At 63.3% G+C, this 13,205-nt stretch carries 11 protein-coding genes; 4 read left to right on the forward strand and 7 right to left on the reverse strand.

All coding sequences use genetic code 11. The features are described 5' to 3' along the window. The first annotated feature begins 115 nt into the window (after nucleotides 1-115). The 3 genes from ACFQ6Y_RS09750 to ACFQ6Y_RS09760 are packed head-to-tail and all read left to right on the forward strand — an operon-like array spanning nucleotide 116 to nucleotide 3,200. Nucleotides 116-1,786 carry a PucR family transcriptional regulator gene (locus ACFQ6Y_RS09750; protein WP_378631533.1) on the forward strand — a complete coding sequence of 557 codons (1,671 nt, stop codon included), beginning with the start codon at nucleotides 116-118 and terminating at the stop codon, nucleotides 1,784-1,786. Next, on the forward strand, nucleotides 1,783-2,100 hold the full coding sequence (locus ACFQ6Y_RS09755; protein ID WP_378631536.1) for a nuclear transport factor 2 family protein: 318 nt from the start codon (nucleotides 1,783-1,785) through the stop codon (nucleotides 2,098-2,100). Before ACFQ6Y_RS09750 ends, ACFQ6Y_RS09755 begins: the two co-directional genes overlap by 4 nt. Beyond that, entirely contained in the window at nucleotides 2,100-3,200 is a 1,101-nt protein-coding gene (locus ACFQ6Y_RS09760; protein WP_378631538.1) for a DNA alkylation repair protein, read from the forward strand. The genes ACFQ6Y_RS09755 and ACFQ6Y_RS09760 overlap by 1 nt, the downstream gene beginning before the upstream one ends. Before the next feature lie 57 nt (nucleotides 3,201-3,257). On the opposite strand, the gene ACFQ6Y_RS09765 is transcribed toward ACFQ6Y_RS09760, so the two are convergent. After that, on the reverse strand, nucleotides 3,258-4,307 hold the full coding sequence (locus ACFQ6Y_RS09765; protein ID WP_378631541.1) for an ABC transporter substrate-binding protein: 1,050 nt from the start codon (nucleotides 4,305-4,307) through the stop codon (nucleotides 3,258-3,260). A gap of 375 nt (nucleotides 4,308-4,682) precedes the next feature. Here ACFQ6Y_RS09765 and ACFQ6Y_RS09770 point away from each other — a divergent pair, with 375 nt between their 5' ends. Continuing rightward, nucleotides 4,683-5,771, forward strand: a complete 1,089-nt coding sequence (locus ACFQ6Y_RS09770; protein WP_378631544.1) for a 3-deoxy-7-phosphoheptulonate synthase — start codon at nucleotides 4,683-4,685, stop codon at nucleotides 5,769-5,771. Between the two features lie 54 nt (nucleotides 5,772-5,825). Here ACFQ6Y_RS09770 and ACFQ6Y_RS09775 read toward each other — a convergent pair whose 3' ends face one another. Genes ACFQ6Y_RS09775 through ACFQ6Y_RS09800 form a run of 6 tightly spaced genes read right to left on the reverse strand, consistent with a single transcriptional unit; the run spans nucleotide 5,826 to nucleotide 13,143 of the window. Then, on the reverse strand, nucleotides 5,826-6,629 hold the full coding sequence (locus ACFQ6Y_RS09775; RefSeq protein ID WP_378631546.1) for a sugar phosphate isomerase/epimerase family protein: 804 nt from the start codon (nucleotides 6,627-6,629) through the stop codon (nucleotides 5,826-5,828). Then, on the reverse strand, nucleotides 6,626-8,353 hold the full coding sequence (locus ACFQ6Y_RS09780) for an FAD-dependent oxidoreductase (RefSeq protein WP_378543128.1): 1,728 nt from the start codon (nucleotides 8,351-8,353) through the stop codon (nucleotides 6,626-6,628). The genes ACFQ6Y_RS09775 and ACFQ6Y_RS09780 overlap by 4 nt, the downstream gene beginning before the upstream one ends. Next, the gene (locus tag ACFQ6Y_RS09785) at nucleotides 8,350-9,444 is read right to left on the reverse strand and encodes a Gfo/Idh/MocA family protein (protein ID WP_378543130.1); all 1,095 of its coding nucleotides are present in this window, start codon (nucleotides 9,442-9,444) and stop codon (nucleotides 8,350-8,352) included. Before ACFQ6Y_RS09785 ends, ACFQ6Y_RS09780 begins: the two co-directional genes overlap by 4 nt. Next, nucleotides 9,444-10,268, reverse strand: a complete 825-nt coding sequence (locus ACFQ6Y_RS09790; RefSeq protein ID WP_378543132.1) for an aldo/keto reductase — start codon at nucleotides 10,266-10,268, stop codon at nucleotides 9,444-9,446. The genes ACFQ6Y_RS09785 and ACFQ6Y_RS09790 overlap by 1 nt, the downstream gene beginning before the upstream one ends. Continuing rightward, nucleotides 10,265-12,265 carry an FAD-dependent oxidoreductase gene (locus ACFQ6Y_RS09795; protein ID WP_378631549.1) on the reverse strand — a complete coding sequence of 667 codons (2,001 nt, stop codon included), beginning with the start codon at nucleotides 12,263-12,265 and terminating at the stop codon, nucleotides 10,265-10,267. Before ACFQ6Y_RS09795 ends, ACFQ6Y_RS09790 begins: the two co-directional genes overlap by 4 nt. Next, nucleotides 12,262-13,143 (reverse strand): shikimate dehydrogenase, encoded by an 882-nt coding sequence (locus ACFQ6Y_RS09800; RefSeq protein WP_378543134.1) that lies wholly within the window; start codon nucleotides 13,141-13,143, stop codon nucleotides 12,262-12,264. The genes ACFQ6Y_RS09795 and ACFQ6Y_RS09800 overlap by 4 nt, the downstream gene beginning before the upstream one ends. Nucleotides 13,144-13,205 lie beyond the last annotated feature (62 nt).

Consider the following 13,205-nt stretch of genomic DNA (forward strand, 5'->3'; position numbering starts at 1 on the left):
GCTGAGCGGCCAAACATCTGCGGCCGTGTTTGTCCGATCGGCTGAACTGTTTTCGCAGGAAAATGCACTATTCTCGAAATCAAGGCGTAGGAACGGTCCGGAAAGTTGGTGGTACGTGTCTATCCGTGGGGTCAGGCTCGACGCGGTCCTTGGAGCACTGGGTGGAGCCTTTGTCGAGCTCGTCCTCGCGCCGCCAGGCGACGACTTCTTCGTCGATTCCGTGGTGTTCGCGGAGGTCGGGGACCTCGTGCGCCCCAGAACTGCAGGCGTCGAATCCTCTGAGCTCTGGCTCACTGTCGGTGTCGGTGCAGCCGAACTGGCGGCCTGGTTGAACCGCCTCGATCAGAGTGGCTCAGCGCCTCGGGCCGTCATGTCGAAGGAGGCCTCGGACACGTCGGTGCAGGAAGCGGCAAAGCGCGCCGGGATCGCGTTGATAGCGGTCCATGCGGACGCTCGTTGGGATCGATTGTTCACCACGGTAAGCGGCGTGCTCGATCATTCGGTATCCCGACAGGATTCGGACGACGTCGTATTCGGCAGTGACACAGACTTGTTCGAGTTGGCGCAGAACGTCGCAGCACTCACGCGGGGAATGGTCAGTATCGAGGACGAGCGTTCTCATGTCTTGGCTTACTCGGCATCGGGGGATGCTGCGGACGAGCTACGCAAACGATCCATTCTCGGACGCGAAGGTCCTCACGAATACCTCCGAAAGCTGCAAGAGTGGGGTGTCTTCGAGAGCCTGCGCCGCAGCGACGACGTGGTCGAGGTGCCTGCCCACGAAGACCTCGCAATCAGGCGACGGTTGGTGGTTCCGATACGCAGGATCTCCGAGAACATCAAGGGGGAGAGTGGTTTCAATTCTGGCCTGCTCGGCACTATCTGGGTTCAGGAAGGCCCGCTTCCCATTGCCGGCGACGCCGACAGCGTCCTCCGAGGCGCCGCTGCCGTTGCTGCTCGGCTGATTTCGCGTATTCGGGACGCACCGAACAACGAGGCGATACAGATTCAGCGGTTGCTCGGGGTTCGAGGCGGGGGCGTCGACGTTCCTTCCCTGGCGGCCTCGTTGTCCATTCCCATGTCCGGACCGGCGATGGTGATCGGGGTGGCGGGCGTCGGTGGCGGTGGGCTGCCGTCTTCGGGTGAACTCGTGTCGTCTTTGCGCCTGCACGCCAGCGCCTTTCAGCGTGAATCACTGGTGAGTGCCGTCGGCACCCGGCTCTATGTGCTGTTTCCCCGAACCCAATCCGTGAAATCCACAGTCTCGTGGACCCGCGAAGTTATCGCGCGTTTGGACAAGGTGTCGCCCTCGGGTTTACGGGCCGCCGTGTCGTCTCCGGTCTCGACGCTTGCCGAGGTGGCTCAGGCTCGGGCCGAAGTGGATCGGGTACTCGACGGCACGTCGGGGGATGCTCGTGTGACTACTCTCGCGGACTCGCGTACCCCGGTGCTGCTGCGCGAAATCATGAACACGATCGCGGCCGACGAGCAACTGCATGATCCGAGAATCGACGCCCTGGACGTCTACGACAGACGTAACGGGTCGAACATGCGAGAAAGCGTCAGCGTCTATCTTGCGCTCTCGGGAGACGTCAGACGCGCATCCGAGCAGCTCCGGATTCACCCGAATACACTCCGGTATCGGATCAAGAGGGTCGAGGAGATAACAGATACCGATCTGTCCGAGCCGTCGGCGAGGCTGTTGATGGAGATTCAGCTGGCGGCCTCCGCTCGCGCAGTGAGGTCGCCGAACCTGTCGGACCCCAGCAGTACGCTTCGCGAATGATCGACTCAGCGAAGGTGCCAGGCGCAGCGCGCGCGTACTTCGACGGCGGCGATGTCCGCGACGTGTTCACCGAAGACGCGGTAGTGCGTGACGATGGCCGGACGTATTTCGGCATCGACGAAATCGTGGCGTGGAAGTCCGCCGTGTCGACTGCGTTCACCTTCACCCAGAAGATCGAGTCGGTGCACACGCCTGGCTCGGCCGTTGTCGTGTCTGTGAAGGTCGAGGGTGATTTTCCGGGAAGCCCGGTCCAGTTACATCACCATTTCACTCTCGACGGTGATCGGGTTTCCGCTCTCACGGTGTGCCCCTGATGCCCACAGCTGACGAACTTCTCGGGGTATCCGTCGTGGCCGATCTGGCAGGCTGCCTCGAGCGTGCGACTGGTGATACGCGCCTTTCCCTCGTTCGAGGTAGTTCATCCGAATTCGACGGAATGAGTCTCGGCGAGCGCACACGTATCGTACGGGACGCGATGATTGCCGAACTGCCCGAGGACTTTCCGGTCTTCGCGGAGATCATCCGTCGTGCGCTCGAAGAGGAGACCTTCACGGGGTGGATGATCTGGCCGGTCACCGAAGCAGTTGCCGTCACGGCGACACGGAGCGGCTCCGAGTCGGATTTCGACGGTGGAATGGCACTCCTCGCTGAGCTGACTTCGCGTCTGACTGGTGAATTCGCGATTCGAACCTTCCTTGAAACGGACCTTCACCGTTCTCTGGCGATTGCACTCGCCTGGACCGGGCACGAAGACGAACACGTCCGGCGTTTGGCGACCGAAGGCACTCGTACACGTTTGCCTTGGGGAAGGCGAGTGAAAGAGTTGACGGCGCGTCCCGAGTCGACAATCTCCATTCTCGACGAGCTGTACCGGGATGATTCCGAATATGTACGCCGTTCGGTCGCAAACCATCTCAACGATCTCAGTCGTGCCGATGCAGCGCTCGCAGTATCGACCGCGAAGCGCTGGTTACAGACACCGGATTCCAACACACTGAAAATCGTCAAACATGCATTGCGGACGTTGATCAAGGCCGGCGACCCAGATGCTCTGTCGCTTTTAGGGTTCTCGCCGCCCACCGACGTCGTGGTCGAGGGCTTCGTCATCGACCGCGAAACAGTCGATGCGGGTGGAGAACTCACCTTCGACTTCGCCGTCACGAACAACGGCAGCGAGTCCGTCACCGTCGTGATCGATTACATCGTCCACCACGTGAAGGCCAACGGGCAGACGACGCCCAAGGTCTTCAAACTGACGACACGAACGCTGGAGCCCGGGGTTCCGGCCCGCATCGCGAAGAAGCATTCCTTCAAACCGATCAGTACCCGGAAGTACTACGCAGGCGACCATGCCGTCGAGGTACAGATCAACGGCGTACGCCAGGTGCGAGGTGTATTCCGTTTGGATGCGTGAATGACCCCACCCGGTGAGACGGGGTCACTCGAGTCCTGAACGAATGCCGCACAGATGTCAGCGCATGACTTGTACTTGTTCGGCGATATCAGCGGCCAGGGCCATGGCAGTCAGAGCGAGGCCGTTGTTGAGGTCGTAGCGCAACTGCCCGACATTGTCGTTTTGGACAGCCCGTACCCGTTTCCACGTGGGCGATTCGGCTTCGACAGCGTCTGGGTTCTGTAGCAACACGAAGTCGGCCTGGTCGAAGATGGCGAGCTCCTCGAGGCTGTAGAAGGTCGAATCCTTCCGATCGGGCGCGGCATGGGCAGCGTCGGTCAAGACGTTCAAGCCGAGGTCCTGCGCAACCGACACCGCGAACGTGTTGTTTTGCAGCCAGATCTGACCGCTGTCTGCGCCGGCGATCGCGATCGTTTTTCCTTCGAGGAGACCACCGATCTTGGCCCGCGCTTGTGCAAGTTCAGCGTTGTATCGGGCGATGACGCGCTCAGCGACCTCGCGGCGATCGAGAGCCGTGAGTTGCGCGGTCATGGCGTGCTTCCAGGACGAGCCCGTCTTGCCTTCGTCGACGACGAGCACCGGTGCGATGTCAGTGCCGAGCAGACCCTTGTCCTGGTAGTAATCCCACCAGCCTTTTCCGACGACCAACAGATCGGGGTCGTGGCTCAGTATCGATTCGGCATTCGGTTCGTTGTTCGTCCCACCGAGGCGAGCTGCGCCGGCGGGTACCTGCTGCATGAGTTGAGACTTCGGATCCCAATTGGTCGCGACGATCGGGTACTCGGCCAGTAGTGCGAAATCGAGGGCTCCTCGGGCTTCGAGCACCACGACACGCTTGGGGTTCCGAGGGAGGCGGTAGGCCTGGTCCGCGACGACGACGTCGACCCACTCGTCCGAGGCTTCGGTGCCGTTGGATTCGCTCGAACACGCAGACAGTGCGCCCAGTGCACCGAGCGCCGTCGCACCGGTCAGGAAGCCACGTCGTGTCAAGGAATCGATCAGACGGGTGAATTCGCGGTCCACATCTTTCGTCGACTGCCAGGCGGTTTCGGACGCGGAAGGGGAAACCCTCGGGTGGACGGTTTCGGTCGATTCGATCACAGGCATGAGAAGGCGCAGCTCCATCTGATGTTCCGGACATTGGCAGGGTGCCCACTCAACGTATTCGAACTTCGATGTCGGAGCCTTGCTCGAAAGCGCCAACCGCTCAGCGGATTTGGCCATTCTTCAACGGACTCGTGCTGGGGGACGCTCCCCTCGGACTCGGCTCGGAGTGGAGGGGCACGCCCATCCCATTCGAACTCGAGGTATCGTGGCCGACATGCAGCGCGTTTATTTCTGGTTTAGCAGGCCGGCCCCGGGTGGGCCTGCCGGCGTAACCACGCGCTGACAACCTCCACCCAAGAGCCGGACTACAGACCGGCTCGCTGGAGTTTCTCTTCATCTCTGGGGTCGGCCTGAGAACAGGAAACCGAAAACCCCATGACTGTCACCATCGACACCACCGCATCTTCGGACAGCCTCGACGATCAGCGCACTGTGAGTATCAGTCCGCTCGTGTCACCGGCGACTGTTCGTGCTCAGCACGCTCCGGACGAGGTCGCGGCCGCAACCGTGCGCACCGGTCGTGCTGACACCATCAACATCCTCAACGGTGACGACGATCGTTTGATCGTCGTTGTAGGTCCGTGCTCTGTGCACGATCCGGAAGCCGCGATGGACTACGCCCGCCGGTTGGCCGCCAAGGCCGAGGAGTTGCGGGACGATCTGCACATCGTCATGCGCGTTTACTTCGAGAAGCCGCGCACCACGCTCGGGTGGAAGGGACTGCTCAACGATCCGCACCTCGATGGAACTTTCGACATCAACACCGGGCTCGGTATCGGTCGCAAACTGCTTCTCGACGTGTCGAGTCTGGGTCTGCCTGTCGGTTGTGAATTCCTCGACCCGATCATGCCTCAGTACATTGCGGACCTGGTCAGCTACGGTGCGATCGGTGCCCGGACCGCTGCGAGCCAGGTGCATCGCCAGCTGTGCAGCGCACTGTCCATGCCCGTCGGTATCAAGAACTCCACCGAAGGTGACGTGCAGGTAGCCGTCGACGGTACCCGCGCTGCCGCCGCGAGCCATGTGTTCCCCGGAACCGACCTCGACGGTCAGGCTGCCTTGATTCGCACTGCCGGCAACCCCGACTGCCATGTCATTCTTCGCGGCGGCAGCGACGGACCGAACTACGATGCCGAGACAGTCGCGGACACCCTTGCTCGTCTGCGTAAGTCGAACTTGCCCGAGCGCGTGGTCATCGACGCGAGCCACGGCAACAGCAGCAAGGACCACGAGCGTCAGGTCATCGTCCTGGACGACATTGCCCGTCGTCTGACCGAGGGTGAGCGGGGAATCGCCGGCGTCATGTTGGAGAGCTTCATCGAGGCCGGACGTCAGGACCTGACCTTGGGCAAGGCGGACGAGCTCACCTACGGTCAGTCGATCACCGACGCGTGCATCGACTGGTCCACCACGGCAGCGCAGTTGGATCGTTTGGCGCAGGCTGTTGCGGCTCGGAGGGGCTGACGCCCCCGTGCGCGTTTAGGGAGTGCCTGGACTTGCTAAACGCGCACAGGGCCGCTAGGCCAACACTTCTCGCGTGGCCGTGACCAGGCGTTCCAGCCAAGCGTCCGTGCCGACAGCGCGGCGCAGCGGCTCGTTGGGCAATTCGATGCTGACCGGCAGCCCGGCGGGCAACGTCGACCAGATGTCGGCCAGGGCGATGCCGCCGGTGCCGGGCACCAGACGCTCCTCGCGGGCCTGACGGATCAGCTCTGCGTCCCCAGTGGGAGCGGGGGTCGAACCGTCGCACATCTGGGCGTAGTGCAGCCACTCGCGAGGGATGGACGCAAGATCCTCGAGCGTTGTCGCCGAGCGGTCGGTGTGCAATGCGTCAACCAGGACACTACGAGCCGGACCGTCTGCCGCCGAGACGATCTCGATGGCCGCCCGCGCATCGGGCACAGCGGTCCACGGCATGAACTCGAGTGAGGCGACGATGCCGTAGTTCGCGCACAGTTCCGCGAGGCGGGCGTAGGAGTCCGTGAGACGAGCACGGTCACGGTCGTCGCCACCGACCAGAACGGCCTTGGCGCTGAGCTGCGCTCCCGCTTCGAGGAGCGGAACGTAGTCGGCGGGATCGAAGTCGGCTGCAAGACGGATGATTTCGAGATCGAATACCTCGACCGGTGAATCATCCAGTCGACGCACCAGTTCGTTCAACCCCTGCTTGTCCTCGTGCAGGGGGTACGCCGTCGTACCCGGTGCCGCGGGCATCAACCGGATACCGATCGTGTCGAAGCCGTGCTTTTCGGCCAAGTCGACATGCTGCATCGGTGCGGTATCGAGCACGGTGAGGGCCGCCAGCCCGAGTGAGAGTGTCATGCGTGCGCTCCAACTGTTTTGGTGCCGGCCAGTTCCCGGCCTGCCAGGTAACCGAAGGTCATGGCCGGACCGAGGTTGATACCGCCGGAGGGGTAATGCCCACCCATCACGCTGGCCTGATCGACACCCACAGCTAACAATCCCTCGATGGGGCGGTCGTTGTCGTCGAGGACATGCGACGACGAGTCGGTGACAAGCCCGGCGAAGGTGCCGAAGCTGCCGGGTACCACCTTCACCGCGTAGTACGGACCCTTCTGCAACGGCGCGAGTGACGGGTTCGGCCAGGGATTGGCGGTATCACCGGATCCCCGGTTGAACGGTGTTGCGCCGCGACCGAACTCGGGGTCGTCGCCACTGCGAGCTCCGGTGTTGAACGCCGAGACGGTCTTCTCCAACTGCGCCGCATCGACGCCGATCTTCTCGGCCAAGTCCCGAACAGTGCGCCCCCGCGTGAGGTATCCCGAGCGCAGATACGGCTGGATCGGGATCGGTAGTGGCTTGGCCATGCCGAGCGGGAGGTAGCGCACGTACTGCTGATCGGCGATCAGCCACGAGCACACCTCATCGCCCTCAGGAACCTGCTCGACCATCGCAAGCGTGTAGTCGTGGTAGCCGAGTGCTTCGTTGACAAACCGCCTGCCGTTCGCGAGAACCCCGATGACGCCGGGCTTTCCGCGGTCGAGGATGTGGGGGAACACACCTTCCTTGCCGTTGCGGTAACGAACGATGGAGACGGGGCAGTAGGCAACGGGGGAGGCGAGCGTGCGGTCGAGTCGTCCGCCCACGGATTCGCCGAGGGTGATGCCGTCGCCGGTGGTTGTCTTCGGGGTGAGCGACCAGTGTTCGTGTCCGGTTGGGGTGCGCGGGAACAATTCGCGTCGTCGATCGATGTCGTGTGCAAAGCCGCCGGTGGCGAGTACAACGCCACGCGTGGCTGTTACCGAGTACGCACCGTCCGGACCTTCGAGACGGACGCCGACAACGCGGCCGTCGTCATCGGTCTGCAATGCGGTCGCGGACGTCTTGACCCGAAACTCGACGCCCAGATCGAGCGCTGAACGCAGCATCATGCCGACCAGGGCAGTACCGTTGACGAGTTGCTGACCGCGACGCTTGGTGGCGAGGTCGAACATGTGCTTGGTGACTCGAACACCGCAGTGCGCAAAGGCTTTCGGTGACCGCGTCGAGTGGAGGAACGCCTGCAGATCGGGGCCGGCCATGATGCCCATTCCGAGGAACGACGTCTCGTACAACTGCCGACGGAGCAAGGCCGCAACATCTGGCCCGAGCTTTCGCAGACTCACCGGTTTCGGTCCGACGGACCGGTGACCGGTGCCGGCACCCGGTGTGTCACCGTGAATGTCGGCGATCTTGGCTCCGGGAACGAACTTCAGCGCGGTCTTGCGTTCGAAGAACTCGACCATCTCCGGTGCGCCGTCGAGGAGTGCATCCACCTTCGCGGCGTCGAAGTTGTCGCCGAGTCGGTTCTCCAAATATGTCCGCGGTGCCGAGCGATCCTCGACAACACCATCTGCGATGGCAAACATGTTGCGCGGAGTCCACATCCACCCACCCGACCATGCCGTTGCGCCGCCGCAGGTGTCGGCCTTGTCGACCACGAGGACGGACGCGCCGCCATTTGCTGCGGCAATCGCTGTGGAAAGCCCACCTGCGCCGGAGCCCACGACAACCACGTCGTAGGTGAGGGGGGTACTGCTGCTCATTTCTGCTCCTTGGCAGTTGTTGCGAGGGTCGGCGTCGACGACAGTTCGACAACCTTCCCGGTTCGTGACGATTCGTAGATTGCGGCGATGATGGCCAGCGACGCGCGGGCGTCGCGTCCGGTGACGGCGGGTTCGCGCCCGGTCAGGACGGCGTCGGCGAAGTCCTGCACCTGCAATGTATGGAAGTCGGTCAGTGCCGCATTGACCGCGCCCACATCAAGATTCGCGTCGGCGTCCGCGGAGTACGGCGACTGGAATTCCACTTCGCCTGTTACGGTCCAGATTTCGTTGACACCCTCGTGCCCTTCGGGGAACTCGAGGACACTGGCAATTGCTCCGGAGCGCCCGATCACCGTGACGCGGTTGCCCAAATTGTGATTGGCACCCGTGGTCGCGGTGACGGTGGCGGTGCCGCCCGAGGCAAAGGAAATCACCGCCGACGCGCTGTCCTCGGTCTCGATGTGCTCACCGTGAGTATGGGTGCGGATGAAGCCACTGACCGAGACGGCCTCGCCCATGAACCAGGCCAGCATGTCGATCTGGTGCACGGCCTGCGTCATGAGCACGCCGCCCCCGTCGGTGTCCCAGCGTCCGCGCCACGCGTCGGCCGAGTAGTAACTCGATGGACGATGCAGGATCACCGACGCCTCACCGAGCGTGGGAAGCCCGATCCGGCCGTCGTCGATCGCGTCCCGGATACGACGCGCTGCCGGCCAGAAGCGTCGTTGGAAGAGGACGCCGAAGGTGATACCGGCTCGGTCGGCGGCCTCGATCATGCGGTCGGCTGCGGCAACATCCACCGCGATGGGCTTCTCGCACAACACATGTACACCGGCCTCGGCCGCGGCAACGACGACCTCTTCGTGCACCGGGTGAGGCGTGCAGACGGTGCAGGCATCGAGACCGAGAGCAAGTAGTTCGTCAACGGAACTGACGGCTGCGGGAATGCCGTGGAGTGCCGCGAACTCCTGAGCGCGCCCAATATCGGGATCGCAGCAGCCGATCACCTCGACGCCGGGTACTTGTTGCAGAGCACGGGCATGGTTGCCGGCGATCTTGCCGCAGCCGACGATTCCGACTTTCAACGTCATCAGAAATGCTCCTCTGCTTCGACGTCCCGCGCCGCGGACTCGCCGCGGTCGAGACTGTTCAGTGCGGTGACGTCTTCGGCGGTAAGTGTCACGTCGAGAGCCGCCAGATTCTCGGCCTGGCGGGTCGGGTTAGCTGACCTCGCGACCGGGACCACGCCCTGCGAGGAGTGCCACGCGAGAACCACCTGCGCTGGGGTGCAACCGATTCGACCGGCAATCTCCCCGACGACGGCGTTGTCGAGCACGTCACCCCGACCGAGGGGGCTCCACGACTGGGTGAAAACGCCGAGCTCGTCGTTTGCCCGGCGCACCGGAATGCGAGCGAGCGACGGGTCCATCTGAATCTGGTTGACTGCCGGTGCCTCACCGGTTTCGGTGACGAGTCTGTGCAAGTGGTGCTCCAGGAAGTTCGACACACCGACGTACCTGACCAGTCCGGCATCGCGGCAGGCCAGCATCGCCTCGAACGACGCAACATAGCGATCGATTCGCGGGAGCGGCCAGTGGATCAGGAAAAGATCCAGCCGGTCGAGCCCTAGTCGTTCCAGGCTCTGCTCGAGGGCGCCCCGGATGTCGCCGGAAACCTGGTCGTTGCCACGAAGTTTGGTGGTGACAAACAGTTCTTCTCGCGGTACACCAGATTCTGCCAGCGCCACACCGACAGCATCCTCGTTGGCGTAGATCGCGGCGGTGTCGATGAGGCGGTATCCAGCCTCGATGCCGGAGAGAACGGACGTCGTGGCGTCCGCGCCGACGAGGGGCCAGGTTCCGAGTCCGATGGGCGGCAATGCAGTTGCGACCGGTGCGGCTGCCTGCGTAGTCATGCGTGAATCTCCTGACGGGCCGCAGCGGCGGCCGTGATCGTGACGGCGACATCGGCGGCGGTGACGAGTGCAGCGTGAATGGACCCGCCGTCTCCGCTCGCATCGCCGACGGTATGGACACCGAGGCGCGGTGCCAGTGAACGTAGTTCGGTCAGAAGCTCCGAGCGTGGCTCGACGCCCTGTGAGATCAGCAGTTCGCCGGGAGCGTCGACCTCGCTCAGCACACCGGCCGTCGAGATCGTGACCGAGTCGGTGTCGACCTTGGTGATGATCGAGCTCAGGTAGGTCGTGAGGTTCTCACTTGCGGCCAGGCGCGGTAGCAGCACGATCTTGCCGCGTCGTCCGACGTCGTGGGCGATGGTTTCCTGGGGACCGATCATCACGACCTGAGTGCCCTTCTGGAGGAGATCGTCGGCGACGGCCGCAGCCTCGCGATCAGCACCGAAGATCGTGATCGCATCGGGGGCAGGATCTTCGAGGACTAGGAATTCGCGGATGTCACGAACGGTGCGCGTTGCTGCTCGGGGGAGATCGACCGTGGGGCCTACGCCGCCGGCGGCCAGGACTATCGCGTCGAAGTCACGGCCGGCGAGTGAAGCGGCATCTGCCCTGGTCGACGTGTGGCACTGCACTCCGAGATCAGCCAGCTCGGCGAGATACCACTCCACGATCCGCCCGTATTCGGGATACTCGTGCAACTTTGACGCCAAGGCGAAGTCGCCACCGAGACTGGGGCGTTCGTCGTACAGGTCGACGCGGTGGCCGGCGAGTGCGAGGTCGCGGGCAGCAGCCATTCCGGAGGGGCCGGCTCCGATGACGGCGACTCGCACGGTGACATCAGCAGGCGTCGTGGGCTGGTCCAATTCACGTCCGACCCAGGGGTTCACCGAGCATGGGATCGGGCCGGCCGCCAGGCTGTCGATGCAGTAGTTGCATGCGATACACGGGCGGTAGCGGCCGCCGTCGATCGCGCGCTTGGGGAAGTCGGGATCAGCGTGCAGAGTCCGTGCCATGCTGACGAAGTTCGCCTGCCCGGATTCGATGATCTGCGCAGCGATTTCGGGCGATGTAATGCGGCCGGCTACGCCCACCGGGATGTCGAAGTCGCGCTGGTACTGCTCGGAGTACGGCGCGAGGAGGCCACGCGACCACTCGCCGGGCTGGATGATCCACTGTCCCGCTTCGTAGTTGCCCGCCGAGACGTCGAGGAAATCGAGTCGGTCGGTGTCGATGGCGTCGATGCGGGCACGGGTCGTCTCGGCGTCGAGCCCGCCGTCGATTCCCTCGAAGGCTGAGAATCTAAGTCCCAGAGTGATTCCCGGAGCATGCTCGTGTACCGCCGCGATGACCCTGTTGACAAAGAGAGTCGGGTCCGCCCACTCGTCGTCACGATGGTTGTAAGCGGGGGAGAGGAACTGGTGGATCAGATACCCATGCCCGCCGTGCAGGGAGATGACGTCGACGCCGGCCTTCTGGCATCGTGCAGCAGCCTCACCGAAACATTCGATGATGTGCTCGATGTCGTCACCGTCGAGTTGTTCGGGCATCTCGCCGCCGACCACCAAGCACGGAATCGGAGTCGGGGCAACGGGAACGAAACCGCTGACCGAACCTTGAGCCGTGCGACCACCGTGGTTGAGTTCGACTCCGACGAGCGCTCCATGCGCGTGAATAGCGTCGACCATCTTCTTGATGCCCGGAATCCGCTCGTCGACGTCGACGCCCATCTGCCGGATGCGCCCCTTGCCGTCGGCGCGCACGTAGCTCGCCTCGGTGAAGATCAGTGCCGCACCACCTTCAGCGCGGCGGGCGAGGTACGCGATGTACTCGTCCGTCATGGTTCCGTCGACCTCGCAGTAATTGCGCTCCATCGGAGCCGACACGAATCGGTTTCGAAGGCGGACGGTGCCCATGTCGAGAGGTGCGGCGAACGGCGCAGTCACGTTTATCAGCGCTCCTGGTACTTCGCGAGAAAGTAGGTGCTCGGTTGTGCTCATGCGTGTGCCGCCTCGGAGAGCAGATCGCGCAGATGACTGCGCATGCGGTCCGTATCGGCTTCGACACCGGTCAGGAGAGTGAAGGTGTCCGAGGCTTGTGCCACCAGCATCTGACCACCGTCGAGAACCGAGCATCCGAGAGTGAGTGCAGCGTCGAGTAATTCGGTCCGCATCGGCCGATAAACGATGTCCGCGACCCATAACTCGGAGTGCAGCGCCGCGGGGTCGAAGGGGGTTCCGGGATGACCGACCATGCCGATCGGCGACGCATTGACGACTCCGTCGCACGTAGCCAGATTGTCGCCGATCTGATCGATCGTCAAAGCCGTTGTGCACGTTGCAGGGAAGGCCGAGGACACGCGCGAGCACACATCGGCAGCACGTTCGGGATCGACGTCGGCGATGCGGAGGTCCGTCGTACCGGCCGCAGCGAGTGCGTACGCCACCGCGGAACCCGCGCCACCGGCTCCGGCGAGGACAACTCGATCCAAGGTGGCGTCAGGTAAACCGCGTTGCAGTGCGGTGAGGAATCCACTGTGATCGGTGTTGTGGCCGATCAGACGGCCGTTGTCGACGACAACCGTGTTGACGGCACCGAGCAATCGGGCATTGTCGGACAGTTCGTCGAGCGCGTCCACGACAACCTGCTTGCACGGATGGGTGATGTTCAACCCGGTGAAACCACCTGCGACGGCGCTCCGCACCACCTCGCCGGTCTTCTCGACCGAGACCGTCAGGTTCTCGAGATCGATCAGTTCGTAGCTGTAATCGACGAGTGCGAGTGCTGATGCTTCGTGCGAATGCAGCGCCGGCGAGAGGGAGGTCGAGATCCCCGCTCCGACAAGGCCGATTCGGTGACGTGTGAATTCGGTAGTCATGACATTCTCCTGCATAAGTGGGGACGGCCCCTCGCGGAAAATCAACGCGAGGGGCCGGTCCG

The organism is Rhodococcus sp. NPDC056516 (genome assembly GCF_042794655.1).
In the GTDB taxonomy this organism is placed as follows: domain Bacteria; phylum Actinomycetota; class Actinomycetes; order Mycobacteriales; family Mycobacteriaceae; genus Rhodococcus_F.